The following is a 24,509-nucleotide window of genomic DNA, read 5'->3' on the forward strand; positions in this document are numbered from 1 at the left end:
GTAATCTATTTTTTGCGTCAGTAAGGGAATGGAGAAATAAACCGGGGTAAGATGCTTATGTCTTTAAATTCATGCGGTTATAAGAAGGTATGATTCCGGACGTTTATTCCGGACGGCAATAAAAAAGGCCAGACAGTGCTGGCCTTCGTGTTCAGACAGTATTAATGGTTGGAGAACCAGTTTAGCTTTTCGCGTAATCCGACGACGCGACCCACGATAATTAATGCAGGACTTTCTACCTGCGTCGCCAGCTCGCCTAATTGTGCGAGTTCGCCTTTCACCACTCGCTGTTTTACTGCGGTGCCGTTTTCTACCAGTGCGACGGGCATATCCGCCTGCATACCGAATTCGATCAATTTCTGTTGAATAGTAGCGGCTTGATTCAGGCCCATGTAAAACACCAGCGTCTGTTTTTCTGCCGCCAGGTTTTCCCAGTCCAGCTCGCCGCCGGTCTTCAGGTGGCCGGTGACCAGACGGACGCTCTGCGCGTAATCGCGATGGGTCAGCGGGATCCCGGAGTATGCAGAGCACCCGGAGGCGGCGGTAATTCCCGGCACCACCGAGAACGGAATGCCCGCATGGCAGAGGGTTTCCAGCTCTTCGCCACCGCGACCAAAGATAAACGGATCGCCGCCTTTCAGACGCACCACGCGTTTGCCTTTTTGCGCTTCGCGCAGCAGGATCTGATTAATTTCCTCCTGCGGTACGCAGTGGTAGCCCGCGCGTTTGCCGACGAATACGCGATCCGCGTCGCGACGCACAAGGTTCATGATGTCGTCTGACACCAGACGGTCGTACACCACCACGTCGGCCTGCTGGATCTGTTGCAGTCCTTTCAGGGTCAGAAGGCCGGCATCGCCCGGCCCTGCTCCCACCAGCACCACTTCACCGCGATGATCCAACGGCTCGTTAAGTAACTGCTCGGTGACGTCCGCCACTGCTTTTTCGTCGGTGTTAGCCAGCGACTGCGCCAGACGATCGTTAACGAAGAATTTTTCCCAGAAGCGACGGCGTTCGCCCATGGTGGTGAACTGCTGCTTCACGCGTGAGCGCAGTGTTCCGGCGTAATGTGCGACCTGACCGAGATGCTGAGGCAGCAGGGATTCCAGCTTTTCGCGCAGCAGGCGGGCAAGCACCGGTGAGGTGCCGCCCGAGGAGACCGCCACCATCAGCGGCGAACGGTCGATAATTGACGGCATGATGAAGCTGGCGGCTTTCGGCGCGTCCACCACGTTACAGAAGATTCGGCGCAATTCTGCCGCATCGCTGACGCGCTGGTTAACCGCATCATCATCCGTGGCGGCAATCACCAGCCAGCAGGGGTCAAGAAGGGTTTCATCAAAGGGCCCTTCAACCAGGGTTAACATGCCCTCATTTGCCCATACGGTGAACTGCGGATCAAACGCCAGCGCATTCACCGTTAAACGCGCGCCCGCGTCCAGCAGCAGCCGCGCTTTGCGTTCTGCGACATCACCACCGCCGACAAGCAAACAGTCGCGGTCACGGAGTTGACAAAATATAGGCAAATGGTCCACGACATTACCCCTTAATCACTGATCAGATTCTCAGTTTGGTTAATTTTCGCCGGAACGGGACGCTCCGATTTTGGCGTAGCATACCAATAACCTAATCCCATGAATACGACACCGGACAAAGTATTGCCAAGAGTCACCCACAGCAGATTATGCCCTATTCCTGCCAGAGTGTAGGCTTCGCTATGGTGACCGAACCAGGAGAGGGCAAATAGCGTCATGTTCGCCACGGAGTGCTCGTAGCCGGAGGCGATAAACGCCAGCAGGCACCACCAGATCGCCATAAATTTGGCGGCGCCTTCGGTGCGAATCGCCATCCAGATCGCCAGACATACCAGCCAGTTGCACAGCGCGCCTTTAAAGAACAGAACCGTGGCTGGCGCGGTGGTTTTCGCCAGCGCCACGGAGTGCACAATGCTGGTATCAACCGGCAGCAGGCTGCCGCCGCCCCAACTGTACATCAGTGCGACAAACACGGAGCCGACCAGATTGCCGAGCCAGGTTTGCGGCAGAATCGCCCACATCTGACCGTGGGTGATGGTGCCTGCCTTGACGCCGAGCGTCAGGAACAGAGTATGCCCGGTAAAAAGTTCAGAACCGGCGATGATCACCAGCGTTAAGGCGATGCCAAAGGTAGCGCCCATCACCAGTGGTCGTACAGAAGGATCAAGAAGGTTGCCCAGCGTGAAGATCAAGATGATGCCAAGGCCAACGTAGGCTCCCGCCATTGCAGAGCTTACCCAGAATCCCAGCGGGTTTTTTGCCGACAGGCGTGCGATACGCGCAGCGTTAGCCGCGCATTTATTGATAGTGTCAGTAAACATAGTATTGATTATCCCTTTTCACTTCAGCCTCTGCGCTGCCGCACAAATGACGTTGTGAACACAATTAACAATGAAAAAAACGTCAAAAAAGGGAGGCGTTGCGCCTCCCGAAAAAATTAACCGCGTAACTGCACAATGCCGTCTTTCACCCGCGCGTCGTAATGCGCGACGGAATGACTTTCGTCTTCCATGCACAACCCGTCGCTCAGGCGGAAGCGTTGTTTCTTCAGCGGGCTGGCGACCCACAGTTCGCCCTGATGCTCTGCTATCAGTCCGCGAGAAAGTACGCTGGACTCAAAGAACGGGTCGATGTTGCTAATCGCGAACACCTGATCGCTGTGATACGGGCGGAATATGGCGACCTGTTCCTCGCCTAACAGCGCGCAGACGCCGGTTTCCGGCAGGATGTCATCGATGTGGCAAATATCTTTCCACTGGCTCATGCGTTTTCCTCCACCAGAGTGACCGGGATGCGTTCATACGGCGTGGCCGGACGATGCTGTTCACGTTCAGGCACGACCTGGACGTTCGGATCGCGTTTATCGCTGTTGATGAAGTGCTTAAAGCGAACCTGCGCAGAGGGTGTATTGACGGTTTCAGTCCACTCACACACCACGGCTTCGCGCAGACGCGCCATCTCTTCTTCGAGATGGGCGTTCAGGCCCAGCTTGTCGTCAATAATGACGGACTTCAGATAGTCGATGCCGCCTTCCAGGTTATCCAGCCACGGCGCGGTACGGGTCAGTTTGTCCGCTGTGCGGATGTAGAACATCATGAAGCGGTCGAGATATTTGAGCAGCGTTTCACGGTCAATATCCGCCGCCAGCAAATCCGCATGGCGCGGTTTCATCCCGCCGTTACCGCATACGTACAGGTTCCAGCCTTTTTCTGTGGCGATAATGCCCACGTCTTTCCCCTGGGCTTCGGCGCATTCACGAGTACAACCGGAGACGCCGAACTTCATTTTGTGCGGGGTGCGAATACCTTTGTAGCGGTTTTCCAGCTCAACGCCGAAGCCCACGCTGTCACCGACGCCGTAGCGGCACCAGGTGCTGCCGACGCAGGTTTTCGCCATACGTAGCGCTTTGGCATAGGCGTGACCGGTTTCGAAACCGGCTTCGATCAACTGACGCCAGATTTCCGGGAGATCGTCTTTCTGCGCGCCGAACAGGCCGATACGCTGAGAACCGGTGATTTTGGTGTAAAGGTTAAATTCTCGGGCGATACGGCCCACCGCCACCAGTCCTTCCGGAGTGATTTCGCCACCAGCAGAACGGGGAATAACGGAATAAGTGCCATCTTTCTGGATGTTCGCCAGGAAGTTGTCGTTAGTATCCTGCAGCGGGGTGTGCTGCGGCTTCAGAATGTATTCGTTCCAGCAGGAGGCCAGCAGGGAACCGACGGTGGGTTTACACACTTCACAGCCGTAACCTTTTCCGTGTTTTGCCAGCAGCTCTTCGAACGTTTTGATGCCTTCGACGCGAATCAGGTGGAACAGCTCCTGGCGTGAATAGGCAAAGTGCTCGCACAGGTTGTTGTTCACTTCAATGCCCTGTTTCGCCAGTTCGGCGTTCAACACCTGGGTGACCAGCGGGATACAGCCGCCGCAGCCTGTACCGGCTTTGGTTTCGGCTTTCAGCGCGGCGACGGTGTGACAACCTTTGTTGATGGCGGCGACCAACATGCCTTTAGTGACGTCGAAGCAAGAGCAAATTTGCGCGCTGTCCGGCAGCTTGTCCACACCAATCGAGGGCTTACCGCTACCTGCGTGGGCAGGCAGGATCAGGGAGTCCGGGTTTTCCGGCAGTTCGATAGCATTCAGCACCAGTTGCAGCAGGTTGCCGTAGTCGCTGGTGTCGCCCACCAGCACCGCTCCGAGCAGGGTTTTGTTATCTTCGCTGACAATAAGGCGCTTATAGACCTCTTTGCTTTCGTCGAGGTAAACATAGCTACGCGCGCCCGGCGTGCGGCCATGCGCGTCGCCAATGCCGCCCACGTCAACGCCCAGCAGCTTCAGCTTGGCGCTCAGATCCGCGCCTTCAAAAACGTTTTCGTTGCCAAGGATATGATCAACGGCGACCTGCGCCATTTTGTAGCCTGGCGCCACCAGGCCGTAAACGCGATTGTTCCAGCTTGCGCATTCGCCGATGGCGTAAATGTCCGGGTCAGAAGTTTGACAGGCGTCGTTAATCACGATCCCGCCGCGCGTAGCGACATCAAGGCCGCACTGGGTCGCCAGCTTATCGCGCGGACGAATACCGGTGGAGAACACGATAAAATCGACTTCCAGTTCGCTACCATCGGCAAAACGCATGGTCTTACGCGCCTCGGTCCCTGTCTGGACGATCTCTTTGGTATTTTTGCTGGTGTGGACGCGCACGCCCATGCTTTCGATTTTGCGGCGTAGCTGTTCGCCGCCCATCTGATCCAGCTGTTCCGCCATCAGCATTGGCGCGAATTCGATGACGTGGGTTTCCACGCCGAGGTTTTTCAGCGCGCCGGCCGCTTCCAGGCCTAACAGTCCACCGCCGACTACCGCGCCACGTTTGCTGCGACGGGCGCAGGACTCAATGGCATTGAGATCTTCAATGGTGCGATAGACAAAGCAGTCCTGCGTTTCGGAGCCTTTAATCGGCGGGATCCACGGATAGGAGCCGGTGGCCATGATCAGCTTGTCATAGTAAACCGTGCGGCCCGCGCTGGAGTGAATCACCTTTTCCTGACGGTTGATGGTGATAGCGCGTTCGCCGACCAGCACTTTCACGCCATGCTTCTCGTAAAAGCCTTCACGCACCAGAGAGAGTTCTTCGGCAGTGTGATGGGAGAAGTAAGATGACAGGTGCACACGGTCATACGCTTTGCGGGGTTCTTCGCAGAAAACAGTAATATCAAAATTGGCAGCGTCGGATTTATCAAGAAGATCCTCAATAAAGCGATGGCCGACCATACCATTACCGATAATAGCGAGTCTGACTTTGCTCATTTTTGCCTCGATTTCTTTTCTATTACTGCCTACCTTAACGATTCAGCAACCCCACTTATTGATGCAAATCAAATTCACCTTTATATACTCCTTAAGGGGTATATCGCTGATTTGTCAGGATTTTTATAAGTCACGGAAATGTCAGACTTTTCGCGATTGTATAAATAACATACAAAATGAGGGGTTTTTCAGCATCTCCAGCTACTCCCGGCGAAGCGAGGCGCTAAGACCTTAGAGGGAGGGGGACCGGACGACAACACGTTACGTTTTATCCGGCTCAGGAAAGATCAGGATGCCCGGTAACCCTGCGTTACCGGGCAACTGAATTAATGCATCGCGGACGCCTCGTGACGGCGATGGCGGGTGACAAAACCGAGGATAAAGCACATCACAAACACGACGGCATACAGAGCGTTAGCGGTGAACAGCGCCGCCTGCGGGCCGCTGTGCGCCACGATAGGACCGGTGACCACGAAGGTCAACATGGTGCCAATGGTGCCGCAAGTCAGCACAAAGTTAACCAGCTTTGGCGACGCCACTTTCGTCTGCTGGGAGCCCAGCGTAATAATCGTGGTGTAAATGGCGCTTGAGAAAAAGCCCAGCGCGAGGATAAACCACGGCATATGCGCTGGCGTGCCGGTGATAAACAGATACATCAGAACCGCAGCCAGACCGGCGAGCACTGTCAGGATGCGCTGCAAGTCAAAGAAACGCAGGATGACGCTGAATGCCCACATACCGAACATATAAGACATCCAGAAGTTGCTGACCAGCGTACCGGCATCGTTCAGACTCATTCCCAGTCCCTTCGCGTATTCCGGTACCCATGAGATAAAGCCCAACTGGCCCAGGATATAGCACAGCGCGGCAATGGAGAGAAACAGTACGCCGATGCCCCATTTTTCTTTTACTGCCGGTGTATCGCTTTTCGGTGCATGTTTGCCCAGCGCGGGGAATTCACAGCCAAAGGTCAGCAGGAAAATCGCCACATAGACCAGGCCGATGCAGGCATATACCCAGTACCACTCGATGCTGCGGGCCAGCAAAAAGGCGGCAACCATTGGAAAAATCATCCCCGCCATGCTGAAGAAGGAATCGGTAAAAAGCAGGCGCGAGCCGCGCTGACGGCCTTCGTACATCTGGGTGATCAGGAAAGTCCCGATCGACATGGTGATACCGCTTACCACGCCGAGCACGAACATCGCAGCGGAGAACAGCGCCAGACTGTGGCTGAACATCAGTCCGGCCACCGCCAGTACCATCAGGATAAAGCCAAAACGCAGCTGCGTTTTTAGCGGGACGATTTCCATCAGCCAGGCGTTAAGAAAAATGGAGATCAAAATACCGGCGTTCAGGAAGGTGAAGGTATTACTCATACTGGAAACCGGCAGGTTGAAATACTCTGCGATGTTTCCCATCACCATCCCGGTGACAATAACCAGCGCCCCGGTCAGGGCGTAGGAAAGAAAGCTAATCCATGTGAGCTTGATGCGGTTGCTGTTAGTCATGACTGGCCTGTGTTGATACGCACCTGAAAACTGTGTGTATAAGAAAGTAAAGCGCATTGACTGCGCCACGAGCGGGCAGATTTTAGGCGCTTTAGTGATTCATTTAAACTTTTATTGGCAATTAATAAGTGCGTTACATTTTTTATTGTGATCAAAATCACGCATAGCCTGGCGGTCAGTAAGTTACAGATGTTTCTGGTAAGTAAAAATAGGTAAAGGGATGGCCTTGTCTCTGAAGCCTCTTTAGAATCAAAGCACTTGCTTTTTGTTACCGCTCTCGTTAAGGAATTCTCATGCTCAAATCGACCCTGGCGGCTGTCGCAGCTGTTTTCGCCCTTTCTGCTCTCTCTCCTGCAGCGTTGGCGGCGAAAGGGGATCCGCACGTTCTGCTGACAACCTCTGCCGGTAATATTGAACTGGAACTGAACAGCCAGAAAGCGCCAGTATCAGTGCAGAACTTTGTCGATTACGTGAACAGCGGGTTCTATAACAACACCACGTTCCACCGCGTGATCCCAGGCTTTATGATTCAGGGCGGTGGGTTCAACGAGCAGATGCAGCAGAAGAAGCCGAATCCGCCGATCAAAAACGAAGCCGACAACGGTCTGCGTAATACCCGAGGCACCATTGCGATGGCGCGTACCGCAGACAAAGACAGCGCCACCAGCCAGTTCTTCATCAATGTCGCCGACAACGCCTTTCTCGATCACGGCCAGCGCGACTTCGGATACGCCGTCTTTGGTAAAGTTGTGAAAGGGATGGACGTTGCCGATAAGATCTCTCAGGTTCAGACCAAAGATGTGGGCCCATACCAGAATGTGCCGACAAAACCGGTCGTTATCCTCTCCGCAAAAGTCCTGCCGTAATCCCTTTCGGCGCGGGTGTTTCATGCCCGCGCCTGTTTCCCCTTCCTGCGTAACCGCGTTTTGCCGCTTATACTTGGCAGACACGAGACTATCAGGGAGGCGTAAAGTGAAAAAACTCACCGACAGACAGAAATCCCGGCTCTGGGAGCAGCAGCGCAATACCAATTTTCAGGCCAGCCGCCGCCTTGAGGGCGTCGACAGCCCGCTAGTCACGTTAACCGCGCCAGAGGCGCTGGCACGCCTTGACGAACTCCGGAGGCACTATGAGCGCTAAAATCGGCGACGATCGCGATCCGTATCTTTACCCCGGTCTGAACGTCATGCGTAACCGACTGGGGATCCGCCAGGCGGAGCGGCTGACGCAGGCGGCATGGGAGCTGACGGCGCTGCGGGCGGCAACCATTGAGCTTGGCCCGCTGAAGCGAGGGCTACCGCATTTATGCGCCCTCCATCGCCAGCTGTACCAGGATGTTTTCGACTGGGCAGGGCAATTGCGCGAGGTCGATATTTATCAGGGCGATACCCGCTTTTGCCATTTCGCGTATATCGAGAAAGAAGGCAACGCCCTGATGCAGGATCTGGAAGAAGAAGGGTATCTGGTTGGGTTGCCCAAAGAGAAGTTTGTGAATCGCCTGGCGCATTACTATTGTGAGATCAACGTACTGCACCCGTTCCGCATCGGCAGTGGTATGGCGCAGCGTATTTTCTTTGAACAGTTGGCCATCCACGCGGGCTATTTACTGCACTGGCGGGATATTCCGGTCGATCGCTGGAACCAGGCGAATCAGGAAGGGGCGATGGGCGACCTTAGCGCGCTGGAGGCGATATTTCGGAAAGGGGTAAGCGAAGTCGAGGAAACTGAGTAGAATAGCGCGGTTTTCTTGTACCGGAGCCGCCATGATCCTGCTTATCGACAACTACGATTCGTTTACCTGGAATCTTTACCAGTACTTTTGCGAGCTGGGCGCGGATGTGCTGGTTAAGCGCAATGATGAGCTGACGCTGCCGCAGATTGACGCGCTTGGCCCGCAAAAAATCGTCATCTCCCCCGGCCCTTGTACGCCTGATGACGCTGGCATTTCGCTGGCGGCGATTCGCCATTACGCCGGGCGACTGCCAATGCTTGGCGTCTGTCTTGGGCATCAGGCGATGGCGCAGGCCTTCGGCGCAACGATTGTCCGCGCGGCGAAGGTGATGCATGGCAAAACCTCGCCTGTCCGCCATAACGGGCAGGGGGTGTTTCAGGCATTAGCCAACCCGTTAAGGGTAACCCGTTACCATTCGCTGATTGTTGATCCTGCCACGCTGCCCGCTTGCTTCGAGGTCACCGCCTGGAGCGAGGCGCAGGAGATCATGGGGATTCGCCATACGACCTGGGATCTGGAGGGCGTTCAGTTCCATCCGGAGAGTATTCTCAGCGAGCAGGGGCATCAACTGTTGGCTAATTTCCTTAACCGATGATTTATGGTTGCCATTTAGTGATTTTTTATGCATATTTTGTGATTATTATTTCACATTGTTTTTTGCATAAGTGGATGGGCATGAGATGGCAACTGAACAAACGGCAGTAACTCGCGCAACTTTCGATGAAGTCATTCTGCCAGTTTATGCACCGGCGGACTTTATCCCGGTGAAAGGTAAAGGCAGCCGGGTCTGGGACCAGCAGGGCAAAGACTATGTCGATTTTGCCGGAGGGATTGCGGTTACCGCGCTCGGTCATTGCCACCCGTCGCTGGTGGAAGCGCTGAAAGCGCAGGGCGAAACGCTCTGGCATACCAGTAACGTATTCACCAACGAACCGGCGCTGCGTCTGGGACGGAAACTTATCGCCGCCACCTTTGCCGAGCGCGTGCTGTTCATGAACTCCGGGACGGAAGCCAACGAAACGGCGTTTAAACTGGCGCGTCATTATGCATGCGTCCGCCATAGCCCCTTCAAAACCAAAATTATCGCCTTCCATAATGCGTTCCACGGTCGTTCGTTGTTTACCGTTTCCGTGGGCGGTCAGCCGAAGTATTCCGATGGTTTCGGCCCAAAACCGGCGGATATCATTCACGTGCCCTTTAACGATCTCCATGCCGTCAGCGCGGTGATGGACGATCACACCTGCGCAGTAGTGGTCGAGCCGGTACAGGGCGAAGGCGGCGTGCTGGCGGCGACGCCGGAATTCCTGCAAGGCCTGCGCAAGCTGTGCGACGAGCATCAGGCGCTGCTGGTGTTTGATGAAGTACAAAGCGGCATGGGGCGCACCGGCGATCTGTTCGCTTATATGCACTATGGCGTGACGCCGGACATTCTGACCAGCGCGAAGGCGTTGGGCGGCGGTTTTCCGGTAAGTGCGGTACTGACAACCCAGGATATCGCTTCGGCATTTCACGTGGGCTCGCATGGTTCTACCTATGGCGGTAACCCATTGGCCTGTGCGGTTGCGGAGGCGGCGTTCGATATCATCAGTACGCCAGCCGTGTTAAGTGGGGTGCAGACGAAGCGGCAGAGATTTGTGCAGCATCTGCAACAGATCGATGAACGCTTTGACGTTTTCAGCGACATTCGCGGCATGGGCCTGTTGATTGGCGCCGAACTGAAGCCGCAGTATAAGGGGCGCGCGCGTGATTTCCTGTATGCGGCAGCGGAGGCGGGGGTGATGGTGCTCAACGCTGGCCCTGAAGTGATGCGTTTTGCTCCCTCGCTGGTGGTGGAAGAGGCGGATATCGACGAAGGAATGCAGCGTTTCGCGCAAGCCGTCGCGAAAGTCGTAAGCGAATAGGCCGCATAGAGCGTCAGCCTTTCATATCGCGCAACCGGCGGCTGAGCCAGATCCCGTGGTGCGGTCGCTGGCGCCAGGCCACCGACGAAATGGTATGCATGGTATTTAAATGCCCCAGCACACGCTGGAGATGCTGTTCCAGCGTGCTCAATGGCCCGTGGGAGAGCATCTCTGGCGCCTCAAGAATATTCACATCCCCAGAGCTGCCCGGCCCGTCATATTCCAGCCGCTGCTGACAACGCTGGAGCGCAATTTCACACGATTGCAGATATCGTTGGGCCAGATCAGGCGTCAACATTGTATGTTCTCGCGCCAGGGTGGTCATCGCGTTGATATGCTCGACAATGAACTGGCTGTGGGTGACCCACAGCTTCATATCTTCCAGATAGTGCGTATTAAATCCCGGTTCCTGCATGGCCTGATTCAGCGAGTTAAACAGCGTGTTGTGGGCCTGGTTGACGCGCATTCGTTGGTATGCCAGCGGCGTCGCCTGCGGATCGTCGCTGAGGATCAGGCGGATCGCCTCCTGGTCCGCCTCCAGCGCGTCGTGGGCATTTTTGCGCAACAGACCGCTTTGCCACTGCGGCCACAGCCAGACGGTGCCGCCGAAGGCGATCAGACAGCCGATGATCGTATCGACAAACCGCGGAATGATAAATTGTTCGCCGTTCAGGGTTAACAGTTGCAGGGTGTACACCGCCGTGACGGTAAACCCCACCGTCGCCCAGCCGTAGTTTTTGCGGATAATCAGATAGCTCACCAGGGTGACGAAGAGCATTAAAAGCAGCGTATACCCTTCGGGGATATGAAAGTGCAGCGTCACGCCCGCGACGATAAGTCCCGCCAGCGTTCCGGCCGAACGGTGCAGAATGCGTACGCGCGTTGCGCCGTAGCCATTTTGCGTCACGAACAGTACCGTCATCAGGATCCAGTACGGCTTCGGCAGGTGCAGCGCGGTACCCATCAGGCTGGCGATACTCAGCATGACGCTAATGCGTCCGGCGTTGCGCAGCGCCGGAGACTTCAGCGACAGATAGCTTTTCAGCGCCGGTAGCAGCGGAAGCCGCCGCTGTTTATCCGCCATCAGATCGCGCGCATAGAGCGGACGCTGGGTGCGAAGCACGCGGGCTATACGGCTGAAATGCCAGTAGCAAAACTGCCCGACGGGGTTATCCGGATGTTGATTGGCGATCTTTTCCAGCGCGCCGATTTGCTTCTGCATGGTGAAGCGCGTGGGCAGGCGATGGTACAGAATGTCATCCGCCAACACCCTCAGACGCGTGGCGACGGTTTGCGCGTTCCAGCGGATCACCTGTTCGGCGTGGCTGCGCTCGACCAGTTTTTGCACCTCTTCCGGCTGGTGCAGGCTGACCGAGATATGTTCTTGCAGATCCAGCGCTTCCTGGAAGGCGCGCAGCATCCGTTTGTAATCGTTATTGTGATGCGCCGACAGCATATGCATTTGCTGGTAGCACTGGGTGATCAGGTCAACCGCTTTCTGCTGGCGCACCAACAGCGGCGGTAGGGCTTTTTCCGGATCGGTGTGCTGGGTCAGCATGCTGTATTTCGCTTCGCAGTAATCTGCCAGTTCGCGATACAGCAGGCTTAGCGATTCGCGCAGCGGCTGTTCGCGCCACAACCAGAACCAGAACCAGTTAAACAGTCCATACCACAATGTCCCCAGCGCATAGATCAGCAGCGGCTCCCACACTGGCATATTTCCCGCCAGACTGAGGGTAAAAATTGCGGCGATCAGCGAAGCGGGAAGCAGACGGGCGTGAAGCGAGCTTAACTCCGCGGTGACGCCGAGGAGCAGCGTCAACCCGGTCAGAATCAGCGGTAACGGTACCGCCTGCGCCAACAACAGTTGCATCGCCAGGCTACACCCGGCAAACAGCGAGGCGCCAATGACCAGACGCTTGAAGAAGCGCTTGTGCGGCGTATCAAGCCCGGCAATGTTACAGCAGGCGGGAACGAGGGAGAAAAGCAGGCCCAGATGCAGTTGGCCTATCAGCAGGCCGACGGCCACGGGCAAACAGAGCACCAGCGTCTGACGTAGTGCGTAGTTGATCTCAGGGTGATAAATCAGTCTGCGCCACATCGGGAAAACAAAAATAGCGCGCTACCAGGTAACGCGCCATTTCCGACGGGATTAACGAGTGCCGTAAACGACGATGGTCTTACCGTGCGCGGAGATCAGGTTTTGATCTTCCAGCATCTTCAGGATACGACCAACGGTTTCGCGAGAGCAGCCAACGATCTGGCCAATCTCCTGGCGGGTAATTTTGATCTGCATACCGTCCGGGTGGGTCATTGCATCGGGTTGTTTCGCCAGGTTCAACAGCGTCTGGGCGATACGACCGGTCACGTCAAGGAAGGCCAGGTTACCGACTTTCTCTGATGTGACCTGCAGGCGGCGAGCCATCTGGGAAGAGAGACGCATCAGAATATCCGGGTTCACCTGGATCAACTGGCGGAATTTCTTGTAGGAAATTTCAGCCACTTCACATGCAGTTTTAGCACGTACCCATGCGCTACGTTCCTGGCCTTCTTCAAACAGGCCCAGTTCGCCAATAAAATCACCCTGATTCAGATAAGAAAGGATCATTTCTTTACCTTCCTCATCTTTAATCAACACTGCCACAGAGCCTTTAACGATGTAGTACAACGTTTCTGCTTTTTCACCCTGGTGAATTAGCGTGCTCTTCGACGGGTACTTATGAATGTGGCAATGAGACAAGAACCATTCGAGAGTCGGGTCTGTTTGCGGTTTGCCAAGCACCATGCGCGATTATCCTCTGTTATAAGCTGTCTCCAGAGCCAGAAAACGGCGCTGTCTCTGGGGTTGCAAAAATGTGCTTCCCGCTTCCTGGGAAGAGGCTGTCAATAACGGACAGCAGCCTTTAATGTGAAGTCCTCTGCATACATGCAGTACGTCAATGTATTACTGTAGCATCCTGACTGTTTTAGCATAGCTTTAGCCGTGTGTCTCCTGGTGTCTCGCTTCAGCATGACGCAGGTCGCCTTCCGTTGCGAGAATTGTTATGTACGCGTAATCTGTCAGGAAAATTGACGCACTGGAGTAAAAAAATATGCAAGCGCGTGTGAAATGGGTTGAAGGGTTAACCTTCCTGGGCGAGTCGGCTTCCGGACACCAGATCCTGATGGACGGCAATTCGGGAGATAAAGCGCCCAGCCCGATGGAAATGGTGTTAATGGCCGCGGGCGGCTGTAGCGCTATCGACGTGGTCTCCATCCTGCAAAAAGGACGACAGGATGTGACCAATTGCGAAGTAAAACTGACCTCCGAGCGTCGTGAAGAAGCGCCGCGCCTGTTTACCCACATCAATCTGCATTTCATCGTGACGGGGCATGATTTAAAAGACGCCGCGGTGGCGCGGGCGGTAGATCTTTCCGCCGAAAAGTATTGTTCCGTGGCGCTGATGCTGGAAAAAGCGGTGAATATTACCCACTCGTATGAAGTCATTGCCGCCTGATAATTTTTACCTGATGCCGCTGCGCTCGACTGCCTTATGGCACAAACGGGCCAGCCGCCATTGAGGCTTATTCGATCTTCTTGCCTTCCATCAGGCGCTGTACCAGCGGCAGCATGATCAGTTCCATCGCCAGGCCCATTTTGCCGCCCGGCACCACCAGCGTATTGATGTGAGAAATAAACGAACCTTGCAGCATCGCCAGCAGCCAGGGGAAATCGATGCCTTCGAGATTGCGGAAATGTATCACCACAAAACTCTCATCAAGCGAGGGAATGCCGCGTGCGGCGAATGGGTTTGAGGTATCCACCGTCGGGACCCGCTGGAAGTTGATGTGGGTACGGGAAAACTGTGGCGTGATGTAGTTGATGTAATCGTCCATTGAGCGCACCACGGAGTCCATCACCGCCTCGCGGGAATGTCCACGCTCGCTGGTGTCGCGGATCAGTTTCTGAATCCACTCCAGGTTGACGATGGGCACAACCCCCACCAGCAAATCCACATGGCGCGCCACCTCATGCTGTGGCGTCACCACGCCGCCGTGCAGCCCTTCATAAAACAGGACGTCGGTCGGCTCCGGCAGCGGCTGCCAGGGCGTGAAGGTGCCAGGCACCTGATTCCAGGGTACGGCTTCGTCGTAGGTATGCAGATATTTGCGCGACTGGCCTTTGCCCGTCTGCCCGTATTCAATGAAGGTCTGTTCCAGCAGGCCGAAGTCATTGGCTTCGGGGCCGAAATAGCTGATATGCCGTCCGGCATCGCGCGCCTTGCGGATCGCCATGTCCATTTCCGGGCGGGTATAACGATGAAAACTGTCGCCTTCCACCTCGGCCGCGCGCAGGTTGAGCTGGGCAAAAATTTTACGGAACGCGAGGCTGGTGGTGGTGGTCCCCGCGCCGCTGGATCCTGTTACCGCAATCACCGGATGTTTGGCAGACATAACAACTCCATGAGTAGGTTAGGTTTTTTATTATAGTCGGCCGAGGATACAGGCTTATTCGCGGAACTGTTTACGCGGCATGATGTTGACTGTTTCGTGCAATTCAGACCAGACCAGAACCGCTTCTCCGCACTGCAACTGACGTTTAACGTCGGCGACCTTTTGCTCAAGTGAACGTTCATGTTCACCATAATCGGTGCCTTCGCGCAACACAAAGCTTTCGATTAAGTTGTCCAGCGTCTCGGGAGAGAGCTCCTGCCAGGGGATCATCATCTTGTTACCTCCAGATACGTTGTCAGCCAGTCGGGAATACGCGCCTCCAGCCACATCTCAGGGCGACGCAGCGTGCCGCCGATAAACCCAACGTGCCCGCCATGTTCCGTTAGCTGATACTCCACCTGAGGCGGCAAATCGTCGGCTTTGGGGATCACGTGATGATCCATAAACGGATCGTCTTTGGCGTGGATGATCAGCGTCGGGATGGCGATCCGGTTGAGTAACGGCATCGCGCTACACTGACGATAATAGTCGATAGCGTCGGCAAAACCGTGAATTTTGGCGGTGATGAGATCGTCAAACTCGCGAATGCGGCGCAGGGATTTCAACTGCGCAAGATCGACTGGCAGGGAGCCCGGATACGCCGCCAGTTTGCGCGACGCGTTCGCCTTCAGCAAATTGAGCAGATAACGCTGATAAACGCGGGAAAAGCCTTTATCCATATGGTAACTGCACGCTTCCAGCACGAAGGGGGCGGAAACAATCACCGCAGCCTCTATCGGGATGTTTTTCCCTTCTTTTGCCAGCAGGCAGGCCAGCATATTACCCCCCAGCGAATAGCCCACCGCCGCGGTTGGCGCGTGGCCAAATTCGCGACGCAGCCAGTGTAGAAACCAGGCGCCGTCTTCGGTTTCGCCAGAGTGATAAATACGGTTCATGCGGTTTGGCTCGCCGCTGCAGCCGCGAAAATGCATCACCACCCCAAGCCAGCCGCGTTTTTGCGCCGCTTCAATCAGGCCATGGGCATACGGGCTGTTCAGACTGCCTTCCAGACCGTGAAAGACGACCAGACGAGGTTTGTGTTTCGCGGACGCCGGATCTTCACTCCAGGCCAGATCGACAAAGTCACCGTCAGGTAACTCCAGCCGCTGCCAGTGGGGGGCAAAATTCACTTTGCGGCGGATCAGGCGCGGCAGCATGGTCTGCAAATGGCGGTTACGAATACCACGCATTGGGCGAAATTCACGCGAGTTTACGGCGGTGAGTTGAAGGTCTGACGAAGTTATTTGGCTCATAACGGCTGCGATGGTCTCTCATTATCAGCCGTCTACTATACCGCCACTTGCCTGTTGTGTTTATGAAAAATGCGTAGCTCAGGATGGCGTCTGGAATGGAGTAGTTGATCCTCATCACAAATTGTTACTTCAATTATTACTCTCAGGCTAACGATCCCTCTCTACGCTTAATTGATGACTTTCTCACCAGAGCGCACACTCATTAGCGTGTTAAGCAATCAAAATGATTAGCTGAATCAGGAGGTTAATAATGTTATCTGGGCAAACACCCGCACGCGTCTGGAATACCCGCCGCACCGAGAAGCAGCGGCGTCTGGCTTCCATACCGGTGCAGGGCAAGGTACTGCCTACTGCAGACCTGACCGCGATGCTGGAAAAACTGATCGCGCCGGGTGACCGCGTGGTATTAGAAGGCAATAACCAGAAGCAGGCAGATTTCCTGTCCCGCATGCTGGCTGAAGTGAATCCCGAAAAAATGCACGACCTGCACATGATTATGCCAAGCGTGGGCCGCAGCGAACATCTGGATATCTTTGAGAAAGGCATCGCCCGTAAGCTGGACTTTTCCTTCTCCGGTACGCAAAGCCTGCGCATTTCGCAGCTGCTGGAAGATGGCCAGCTCGAAATCGGTGCGATTCACACCTACATCGAACTTTACTCCCGCCTGTATGTTGACCTGGCGCCAAACGTGGCGCTGATTGCCGGGTTTAAAGCGGACCGTAAAGGTAACCTCTACACCGGGGCGAGTACCGAAGATACCCCGGCGCTGGTGGAAGCCGCCGCGTTCCACGACGGCATCGTCATCGCACAGGTGAACGAGCTGGTGGACGACGAATGCGACCTGCCGCGCGTCGATATTCCGGGCTCCTGGATCGATTACGTGGTGGTGGCCGACAAGCCGTTCTTCATTGAGCCGCTCTTCACACGCGACCCGCGCCTGATTAAACAGGAACACATCCTGATGGCGATGATGGCGATTAAAGGCATCTACGCTGAACACCAGGTGCAGTCCCTTAACCACGGGATTGGCTTTAACACCGCGGCGATTGAGCTGCTGCTGCCCACCTACGGCGAACAGCTCGGCCTGAAGGGCAAAATCTGTAAACACTGGACGCTGAACCCGCATCCGACGCTGATCCCGGCAATCGAAAGCGGCTGGGTGGAGAGCGTGCACTGCTTCGGCGGCGAGTTGGGGATGGAAGAGTACATTCGCGCCCGTCCGGACGTGTTCTTTACCGGTGCCGACGGCTCCATGCGGTCTAACCGCGCCTTCTGCCAGCTGGCAGGCCAGTACGCGGTCGATATGTTTATCGGCTCTACGCTGCAGGTTGATGGCTACGCTAACTCCTCAACCGTCACCCGCGGTCGCCTCTCCGGCTTCGGCGGCGCGCCAAACATGGGCCACGATCCGCACGGTCGCCGCCACGCCACGCCGGCCTGGCTGAACATGATCACCGAACCTGACCCAATGCAGCGCGGTAAAAAACTGGTCGTGCAGATGGTGGAAACCTTCCAGGCGGGCGTTAAACCCACCTTCGTGGAAAAACTCGACGCCGTTGACGTCGCGAAAGCCTCCGGCATGCCGCTGGCGCCGGTCATGATTTACGGCGATGACGTGACCCACGTGCTGACGGAAGAGGGGATTGCTTACCTCTACCGGGCGAAAGATCTGGAAGAGCGTCGCGCCATGGTCGCCGCCGTGGCGGGTATCACCGATATCGGTCTGGGCGTGGATGCCAGACGCGTGGCGGAACTGCGCCAGAGCGGCAAAGTGGTCTATCCGGAAGATATGGGGATTCGCCGCACCGATGCCACCCGCTCTCTGCTGGCGGCGGGCAGCGTGGCCGACCTCGTTGAGTGGTCCGGCGGCCTGTACAACCCACCTGCGAAATTCCGGAGCTGGTAATGAAACTTCTGCCCCGGATCCAGGTTGAAGGCGGTGCCGAATGGCTGGCGCGAACCGCCACGCAGTGTCTGATTGACGAAGCACGTTTAAGCCCGAAACCCGGTCTGGTGGACAGTCGGGGGAACGGCGCGCACCACGATTTATCGCTTGCGCTGATGGAGCGCTCCGCGCACAGCCTGACTCCCACGTTTCAGGCGCTGGCGCAGCAAAGCTGGCAGCGTCCGGCGGATATTGCCCTCAGGCAAACCATAGGGCGACTCGGTCGCGACGGAGAGCGGCAGATGATGGCCGCTACCGACGGCGTGAACACCCACCGTGGCGCGATCTGGGCGCTGGGGCTGCTGGTGAGCGCGGTGGCGATGCTGGGCGGTGATGCCAGCGCGCAGGCCGTCGCTAACACCGCCGCCCGGCTGGCAAAACTCCCGGACGACGCGGCGCCGAAGGTGTTCAGCAAGGGGTTACGCGCCACGCACCGCTACCGCGTGCCCGGCGCGCGTGAAGAGGCGCAGCAGGCGTTTCCGCACATCATGCAGCGCGCGCTACCGCAGCTTCGCCTGAGCCGTCTTAACGGCAGCAGCGAAACGCACGCCAGACTCGACGCGCTGATGGCAATCATGACCTCGCTCACCGATACCTGCGTGCTGTCGCGCGCCGGAATGGAGGGGCTGGACGCCATGCAGAACGGCGCCCGGGCGGTGCTGAACGCCGGAGGATGCGCAACCCTCGCGGGGCAGCAGGCGCTGGCGCAGTTAGACCGCCAGATGCTGACGCTAAACGCCTCACCGGGCGGCGCCGCAGACCTGCTTGCGGCCACGCTGTTTCTCGATCGCGTTGAAACGCCATATTCAAAGCATTAAGAGGAAGTTATGGAAAAAATTACATTGACCGTGCCCGCCCGCCGCGAAGTCAGCGGCAGGGCGCTGGCAGGCGTCGTCGGCTCCGGGGATATGGAGGTGCTCTTCACCGCCGAACCGGGCCAGACCTTGACCGTTGATATCACCACCTCCGTCGACAACAGCCGCGGACGCTGGGAGGCGTTGTTCAGCCGCCTGGAAACCGTCAGCAGCCTGCCCGCAGGCAAACTGACCATCCACGACTTCGGCGCGACGCCGGGCGTGGCGCGCATTCGTATTGAACAGGTGTTTGAAGGGGTGAGCCATGCGTGATGACAGCAGCTTTATCGAATTAAAAGCGCGCCAGCGTGCGCAGGCGCTGCTCGACGAGGGCAGCTACCGCGAACTGCTGGATCCGTTTGAAGGCATTATCTCTCCGTGGCTTGGGCCACAGGGCATTGTGCCGCAGGCCGATGACGGCATGGTGGTCGCGAAAGGGACCATCAACGGCCAGCCAGCGGTAGTCGTGGCGATTGAAGGGACCTTCCAGGGCGGCAGCATGGGCGAAGTCTCCGGCGCCAAAATGGCGGCGGCGCTGGAGCTGGCGGCGGAAGATAACCGCAACGGCATACCCACGCAGGCGGTACTGTGCCTCGAAACCGGCGGCGTGCGCCTGCAGGAAGCGAACCTTGGCCTGGCGGCGATTGCCGATATCCACGCCGCGATCGTTGACCTGCGTCGTTATACCCCGGTCGTCGGGATCGTGGCCGGAACCGTGGGCTGCTTCGGCGGGATGTCTATCGCCGCGGCGCTGTGCAGCTACCTGATTGTGACCCGCGAAGCGCGTCTCGGCCTCAACGGCCCGCAGGTTATCGAGCAGGAAGCGGGCATTGAAGAGTACGACTCGCGCGACCGTCCGTTTATCTGGAGCATGACCGGCGGCGAAGTACGCTATGAAAGCGGGCTGGTGGATGCGCTGGTAGGCGACGGCGTGAACGCGGTGAAAGCCGCGATGAACGAGGCCATCGCGAAAGGCGTACCGGCGAAACATCGCACCGATAACTATGACGATTACCTGAACCGTCTGACGAATTTCGACACCCGCAAACAGGCCGATGCCGAACAGATTAACGCGCTTTTTGCCCGGGAGGTGAAATGATGAATAACGCAATAAGCCGTGGCGAACGCTGGCTGGAAACGCTCGCCCCGAACGCCAAACGTATTGAGGGGCTGTGCCCGTCCGTGCAGGCGGCAGACGGTGAGCTGAACGGTGAAACGGTGCGTTTTGTCGCCGTGGTGCCGGATGCCAACAACCACTTCCCGCGCGCGGCGAAAGGGGAAGTCGGTCTGCTGGAAGGCTGGACGCTGGCGAAAGTGGTCAGCGAAACCGTCGCGGCGGATGCTGATAAAGCCGTGAAGCGCCCGATAGTGGCGGTGATCGACGTCCCAAGCCAAGCCTATGGCCGTCGCGAAGAGGCGTTTGGTATCCACCAGGCGCTGGCGGGAGCCGCTGCCGCCTACGCCAACGCGCGTCTGGCGGGTCATCCGGTGATTGGTCTTATCGTCGGTAAGGCAATGTCCGGCGCGTTTCTGGCGCACGGCTACCAGGCTAACCGTCTGATTGCCTTTAACGATAAAGGCGTACTGATCCACGCGATGGGCAAAGAGTCTGCGGCGCGCATTACGCTGCGTACCGTCGACGCGCTGGAAAAACTGGCGGCAACCATTCCGCCCATGGCGTATGACATCAGCAACTACGCCACGCTGGGGCTGCTTTCCGACCTGCTGGACATCAGCAACCCGGATGCCCCATCCGATAACGATCTGACGCGGGTGAAAACCACCCTGCAACAGGCCATCAGTGACGCGCGTCAGGACACCACGCTGAAAAGCCGCCTGGGTGCTGACAACCGCCGCAGCTCGGCGCTCGTACGCGAACGTATGCGAGCCAGCTGGTAAGTAAAAAGAGACCTGCCAGATGCACCACCCCGTGGGCGCGCACGCTGTGCCCGCGTGGGTGCCTGCATCCTGAAAATAATAAACATCGCGTCAGTGCTTAAACTTTTTTACTACAGGTGATTTATGACTTACGTAATTGTTCATGCTCTTGCACCGATATTCATCATCATGTTGCTGGGGTTCTGGGCCGGGAAGGCCAAAATGGTTGATAACAAGAATGTTTCCCTGCTCAACATCTTCGTCATGGATTTCGCATTACCTGCGGCGCTGTTCAGCGCGACGGTACAGACGCCCTGGGCGGGCATCGTGGCGCAGTCGCCGCTGATTGTGGTGCTGACGCTGGCGATGTGGATCACCTACGCGGCGATCTATTTCCTTGCTACCGGCGTATTCAAAAAATCGCCGCAGGATGCGGCCGTGTTGACGCTCACCGTCGCCCTGCCAAACTATGCGGCGCTTGGCCTGCCGATTCTGGGCAGCGTGCTGGGCGAAAGTTCTTCCACCTCACTGTCCGTGGCGGTCTCTATCGCCTGTGGTTCCGTGCTGATGACCCCGTTCTGCCTGCTGATTCTGGAGCGTGAAAAAGCGCGCGCCGAGGGCAATAACTCCGGTTCAACGCTCTCCATGCTGCCGGTGCTGATGTGGCGCTCCATTAAAAAACCGATCGTGATGGGCCCGCTGCTGGGTGTGATCCTGTCCGCTATCGGCATCAAAATGCCGGAACTGGTGCTGGCGGCGATTAAACCGCTGGGGCTGTCCGCGACCGCTGCGGCGCTGTTCCTGACCGGCGTGATCCTCTCTGCCCGTAAGCTCCAGATCAACACCATGGTGATCACCTCCACCGTCGCCAAACTGCTGATCCAGCCGGCGATTGCCTGGGGTATCGTTTTAATCTTCGGTCTGCACGGCTCCGTGGCGATCACCGCTATCCTGATGATTGCGCTGTCCGCGGGCTTCTTCGGCGTGGTGTTCGGTAACCGCTTTGGCGTGCAGTCGCCGGATGCAGAAGCCGTGCTGCTGTTAAGCTCCGTACTGTGTATCCTGTCGCTGCCGCTGTTTATCTCGCTGACGTCAGGAATGTAATTATGACCACAACATTACGCCCCCACGACCTTATCTGGCTTACCTCGCGCGACGCGCTGGAAGGTATTACCGAATCCTGGGTTGAATCAGCCTGGCATATCGGCCTGCCGGTGGTGGTACGGCGTGATGTGGATAACGAAGGCCGAATTCCCGTTGGCGTGCGCGGACTGCGCCGCGACCAGCGGGCGGCCGGATGGGTGAAGCCCGGGAACGTGCTGCGCGTGGTGTCACCTGAAGAGCTGTGCGCCACCGCCGAACTACTGCGTTCGCCGTTTGTCACCCAGCCGCCGGTACAGGTGGCGCTTCAGCTTGCTCAGCAGTCGTGGCCGTGGACGTGGGGCATCACCGGCAGCACCGGCTACGCGCTGGCGACCGGTATTCCGGTGATCCATGCCGACAGCGATCTCGACCTGCTGATCCGCGCTCCGCACGCCGTTGCCCCTGACGCATTTGCTGGCTGGCAGCTTCAGCTCAGCCGCGCGCTATGCCGGGCGGATACGCAGGTGGATACGCCGGAAGGCGGATTCGCGCTGGCGGAGTGGCTGCGCGACGGTAAAACGCTGCTGAAAACCCGCCGTGGGCCACGCCTGGTGGCAGATCCATGGCGCAGGGAGGAGTGATGAAAATACTGTTTACCTTTCCGGGTCAGGGCACGCAGCATGAAGGTATGCTGCAACACCTGCCGGGAACGGAGCTGGAACAGGCACGTCAGGTGCTGGGGAAGGAAGTTGATACGCTGGACAGCGCAGCCTCGTTAACCCACACCCGCGCGGTGCAGCTTTCGCTGTTAATTGCCGGCGTGTCCTGGGCGCGCGAGCTGGAGCGACGCGGCGTGTCGGCTGACATCGTTAGCGGTTTATCGATTGGCGCTTATCCCGCGGCGGTGGTGGCGGGCGCGCTGGAATTTACGGACGCGCTGACGCTGGTGGCGCTGCGCGGCGATCTGATGGAACAGGCCTGGCCGCACGGCTACGGCCTGACGGCAATCATGGGCTTAACCCTGCCGCAGGTGGAACAGCTTATCGCGGGGAGCGGAACATACATTGCCAACCTGAATGCCGAAACGCAGATTGTCATTGCCGGATCCGATGAAGGGATGGCGCAGGTGGCAAAACGCGCCCTGGAAAAAGGCGCGAGCAAAGCAAAGCGGCTGGCCGTGAGCGTGCCGTCGCACTGCGAGCTGCTGGCGGAACCGGCGCAGAAGCTGGCGGCGGCGTTTAATTCGGTCACGCTTTCACGCCCGCGCTGCGCGTATCTGAGCGGCAGCACCGGGCGCGTGCTCTGGCAGCCGGAAAAAATTGCCGACGATCTGGCGATGAACATGGCGCGCACCGTGCGCTGGCAGGAAGCGGTAATTTCGGCTAACGAGCGTGATGCAAGGCTGGCGATTGAAATGCCGCCCGGCGGCGTGCTGACCTGCCTGACGCGTCAGGCGGCGTGGGAAGGGGAGTCGATTTCCCTGGAACGTAGCGGCGTGGACGTGGCGGTGCATCTGGCGCGGCGGGTACAGTTGTTGTGATTGTTGCCCGCTGGCGCGATGCTTCTCCTGCTTACAGGATGTATTGGCTTCAGGCTAACCGGCAATCAAACGCCAGCCTGCAGACTGCGCGCGTACATCCGACCTTCAGCGGCGAGCGCCAGCAGATTCGGGTCGCGCTCGCGGTTGCGGGCGAAGACAATCGCAATAAGCTGCTGCATCTGGTAGGGCTGCGCCAGCTTCAGTAGCTGTACGGAATTCTCATACATCTTCTTCATGCGTCCCGGCATCAGGGTAAAGCCGACGCCCGCCTGCACCAGACTGAGCATCGAGAAAATGTCATTCACGCGGGTCACGATCTCCGGCTCGAATCCGGCGATGTGAAAGGCTTCCTGAAAGCCGGCATAGGTGGCGAAGCCTTCGGCCAGCGAGACAAACTTCTGCTCCCGGTAATCGCGCAGATCGGCAGGCGAGGAGCTGTCCAGCGTCGCCGTTGACGGCGCGGCGAGATAGATGTCGTCATGAAACAGCGGCAGCACTTCCAGACTGTTGCGATCGATTTCACTTTCCGAAATAGAAATCAGGATCGCATCCAGCGTACCTTCTTCCAGCATCGCAAGCAGCGTTTCGTTCGACCCCATCGTCAGATCCAGTTCGAGGTCGGGACGCCGTAGCTTCATGCCCATGATCAGATGCGGGACGGTCTCCAGCGTCAGCGAGTAAAGTGTGCCGACGCGTAAGCGCCCCTGGCCGACACCCGCCGTTTTACGCGCTTCCTCCAGCCCTCGCGCCATAAGCTGAGTGACTTCCTGACAATATTCCAGCAGTGTCCAGGCCGCCGGTTGCGGGATCAGGTTGCGACCTTTATGCACAAACAGCGGACAACGGACATTTTCTTCCAGCGTATGTAACGCGCGATGCACGCTCACCCCACTGATATCCAGCGCTTCCGCCGTGCGGGCAATATTCCCTTTCTCCATAAACGTCATGAAGATGCTGAGCTTGCGGAAAGTAATATCGTTGGTGATGAGCGGCGTCATGGTGG

Annotated in this window: 25 protein-coding genes; 14 read left to right on the forward strand and 11 right to left on the reverse strand. The window is 57.3% G+C overall.

The features are described from left to right. Positions 1-161 precede the first annotated feature (161 nt). The 5 genes from cysG to tsgA all read right to left on the reverse strand — a co-directional run bounded on the left by cysG (position 162) and on the right by tsgA (position 6,847). Positions 162-1,535: a siroheme synthase CysG gene (cysG, locus tag APU02_RS21575; RefSeq protein WP_060571193.1), complete on the reverse strand. Its 1,374-nt coding sequence runs from the start codon at positions 1,533-1,535 to the stop codon at positions 162-164. Positions 1,536-1,546: 11 nt separating this feature from the next. Next, on the reverse strand, positions 1,547-2,356 hold the full coding sequence (gene nirC / locus APU02_RS21580) for a nitrite transporter NirC (RefSeq protein ID WP_042286332.1): 810 nt from the start codon (positions 2,354-2,356) through the stop codon (positions 1,547-1,549). A gap of 116 nt (positions 2,357-2,472) precedes the next feature. Continuing rightward, positions 2,473-2,799, reverse strand: coding sequence for a nitrite reductase small subunit NirD (gene nirD / locus APU02_RS21585; RefSeq protein ID WP_042286330.1), 327 nt, complete (start codon positions 2,797-2,799; stop codon positions 2,473-2,475). Continuing rightward, positions 2,796-5,339: an NADPH-nitrite reductase large subunit gene (gene nirB, locus APU02_RS21590; RefSeq protein ID WP_060571194.1), complete on the reverse strand. Its 2,544-nt coding sequence runs from the start codon at positions 5,337-5,339 to the stop codon at positions 2,796-2,798. Before nirB ends, nirD begins: the two co-directional genes overlap by 4 nt. Before the next feature lie 326 nt (positions 5,340-5,665). After that, positions 5,666-6,847, reverse strand: a complete 1,182-nt coding sequence (gene tsgA / locus APU02_RS21595) for an MFS transporter TsgA (protein WP_060571195.1) — start codon at positions 6,845-6,847, stop codon at positions 5,666-5,668. Between the two features lie 293 nt (positions 6,848-7,140). Here tsgA and ppiA point away from each other — a divergent pair, with 293 nt between their 5' ends. The 5 genes from ppiA (at position 7,141) to APU02_RS21620 (ending at position 10,480) form a co-directional block, all read left to right on the forward strand. Further along, entirely contained in the window at positions 7,141-7,713 is a 573-nt protein-coding gene (gene ppiA / locus APU02_RS21600; protein ID WP_042286322.1) for a peptidylprolyl isomerase A, read from the forward strand. Between the two features lie 106 nt (positions 7,714-7,819). Further along, positions 7,820-7,987, forward strand: a complete 168-nt coding sequence (locus tag APU02_RS21605; protein WP_060571196.1) for a YhfG family protein — start codon at positions 7,820-7,822, stop codon at positions 7,985-7,987. Then, positions 7,977-8,579, forward strand: a complete 603-nt coding sequence (locus APU02_RS21610; protein WP_042286314.1) for a putative adenosine monophosphate-protein transferase Fic — start codon at positions 7,977-7,979, stop codon at positions 8,577-8,579. The genes APU02_RS21605 and APU02_RS21610 overlap by 11 nt, the downstream gene beginning before the upstream one ends. A gap of 31 nt (positions 8,580-8,610) precedes the next feature. Continuing rightward, positions 8,611-9,174, forward strand: a complete 564-nt coding sequence (gene pabA / locus APU02_RS21615) for an aminodeoxychorismate synthase component 2 (protein ID WP_060571197.1) — start codon at positions 8,611-8,613, stop codon at positions 9,172-9,174. 85 nt (positions 9,175-9,259) lie between these two features. Beyond that, entirely contained in the window at positions 9,260-10,480 is a 1,221-nt protein-coding gene (locus APU02_RS21620; protein ID WP_060571198.1) for an aspartate aminotransferase family protein, read from the forward strand. Between the two features lie 13 nt (positions 10,481-10,493). On the opposite strand, the gene APU02_RS21625 is transcribed toward APU02_RS21620, so the two are convergent. Both APU02_RS21625 and crp read right to left on the reverse strand, forming a co-directional pair. Continuing rightward, entirely contained in the window at positions 10,494-12,581 is a 2,088-nt protein-coding gene (locus APU02_RS21625) for a YccS/YhfK family putative transporter (RefSeq protein WP_042286307.1), read from the reverse strand. Positions 12,582-12,632: 51 nt separating this feature from the next. Next, the gene (crp, locus tag APU02_RS21630; RefSeq protein ID WP_000242758.1) at positions 12,633-13,265 is read right to left on the reverse strand and encodes a cAMP-activated global transcriptional regulator CRP; all 633 of its coding nucleotides are present in this window, start codon (positions 13,263-13,265) and stop codon (positions 12,633-12,635) included. 307 nt (positions 13,266-13,572) lie between these two features. On the opposite strand from crp, the gene APU02_RS21635 reads away from it, so the two are divergent. Further along, positions 13,573-13,977: an OsmC family protein gene (locus APU02_RS21635; protein WP_042286302.1), complete on the forward strand. Its 405-nt coding sequence runs from the start codon at positions 13,573-13,575 to the stop codon at positions 13,975-13,977. A 67-nt stretch (positions 13,978-14,044) separates the two neighbouring features. Here the strand turns inward: APU02_RS21635 and APU02_RS21640 are convergent, their stop codons facing one another. The 3 genes from APU02_RS21640 to APU02_RS21650 are packed head-to-tail and all read right to left on the reverse strand — an operon-like array spanning position 14,045 to position 16,206. Next, the gene (locus APU02_RS21640; RefSeq protein ID WP_042286299.1) at positions 14,045-14,914 is read right to left on the reverse strand and encodes a phosphoribulokinase; all 870 of its coding nucleotides are present in this window, start codon (positions 14,912-14,914) and stop codon (positions 14,045-14,047) included. Between the two features lie 54 nt (positions 14,915-14,968). Beyond that, positions 14,969-15,187 carry a YheU family protein gene (locus APU02_RS21645; protein WP_042286296.1) on the reverse strand — a complete coding sequence of 73 codons (219 nt, stop codon included), beginning with the start codon at positions 15,185-15,187 and terminating at the stop codon, positions 14,969-14,971. Next, complete coding sequence (locus tag APU02_RS21650; protein WP_060571199.1) at positions 15,184-16,206, reverse strand: hydrolase; 1,023 nt, start codon at positions 16,204-16,206, stop codon at positions 15,184-15,186. The genes APU02_RS21645 and APU02_RS21650 overlap by 4 nt, the downstream gene beginning before the upstream one ends. Positions 16,207-16,456: 250 nt before the next feature. Between APU02_RS21650 and mdcA the strand changes: the two genes are divergently transcribed. The 8 genes from mdcA to mdcH all read left to right on the forward strand — a co-directional run bounded on the left by mdcA (position 16,457) and on the right by mdcH (position 23,506). Continuing rightward, positions 16,457-18,112 (forward strand): malonate decarboxylase subunit alpha, encoded by a 1,656-nt coding sequence (gene mdcA, locus APU02_RS21655; protein WP_060571200.1) that lies wholly within the window; start codon positions 16,457-16,459, stop codon positions 18,110-18,112. Then, complete coding sequence (locus APU02_RS21660; protein WP_060571201.1) at positions 18,112-18,969, forward strand: triphosphoribosyl-dephospho-CoA synthase; 858 nt, start codon at positions 18,112-18,114, stop codon at positions 18,967-18,969. Before mdcA ends, APU02_RS21660 begins: the two co-directional genes overlap by 1 nt. Positions 18,970-18,978: 9 nt before the next feature. After that, positions 18,979-19,278, forward strand: a complete 300-nt coding sequence (gene mdcC, locus APU02_RS21665; RefSeq protein WP_042286285.1) for a malonate decarboxylase acyl carrier protein — start codon at positions 18,979-18,981, stop codon at positions 19,276-19,278. Beyond that, positions 19,271-20,104 carry a biotin-independent malonate decarboxylase subunit beta gene (locus tag APU02_RS21670; RefSeq protein ID WP_042286283.1) on the forward strand — a complete coding sequence of 278 codons (834 nt, stop codon included), beginning with the start codon at positions 19,271-19,273 and terminating at the stop codon, positions 20,102-20,104. The genes mdcC and APU02_RS21670 overlap by 8 nt, the downstream gene beginning before the upstream one ends. Beyond that, a complete protein-coding gene (mdcE, locus tag APU02_RS21675; RefSeq protein ID WP_060571209.1) occupies positions 20,104-20,904 on the forward strand; it encodes a biotin-independent malonate decarboxylase subunit gamma in 801 nt (266 codons plus the stop codon). The genes APU02_RS21670 and mdcE overlap by 1 nt, the downstream gene beginning before the upstream one ends. A gap of 123 nt (positions 20,905-21,027) precedes the next feature. Further along, complete coding sequence (locus tag APU02_RS21680) at positions 21,028-21,987, forward strand: AEC family transporter (RefSeq protein WP_060571202.1); 960 nt, start codon at positions 21,028-21,030, stop codon at positions 21,985-21,987. 2 nt (positions 21,988-21,989) lie between these two features. Beyond that, a complete protein-coding gene (locus APU02_RS21685) occupies positions 21,990-22,607 on the forward strand; it encodes a malonate decarboxylase holo-ACP synthase (protein ID WP_060571203.1) in 618 nt (205 codons plus the stop codon). Then, positions 22,607-23,506 (forward strand): malonate decarboxylase subunit epsilon, encoded by a 900-nt coding sequence (gene mdcH, locus APU02_RS21690; protein ID WP_060571204.1) that lies wholly within the window; start codon positions 22,607-22,609, stop codon positions 23,504-23,506. Before APU02_RS21685 ends, mdcH begins: the two co-directional genes overlap by 1 nt. Positions 23,507-23,571: 65 nt before the next feature. On the opposite strand, the gene APU02_RS21695 is transcribed toward mdcH, so the two are convergent. Beyond that, positions 23,572-24,504 (reverse strand): LysR family transcriptional regulator, encoded by a 933-nt coding sequence (locus APU02_RS21695; RefSeq protein WP_060571205.1) that lies wholly within the window; start codon positions 24,502-24,504, stop codon positions 23,572-23,574. Between the last annotated feature and the right edge of the window lie 5 nt (positions 24,505-24,509).

The sequence above is a fragment of the Citrobacter sp. 50677481 genome, assembly GCF_001463265.1.
Taxonomy (GTDB): domain Bacteria; phylum Pseudomonadota; class Gammaproteobacteria; order Enterobacterales; family Enterobacteriaceae; genus Citrobacter_A; species Citrobacter_A sedlakii.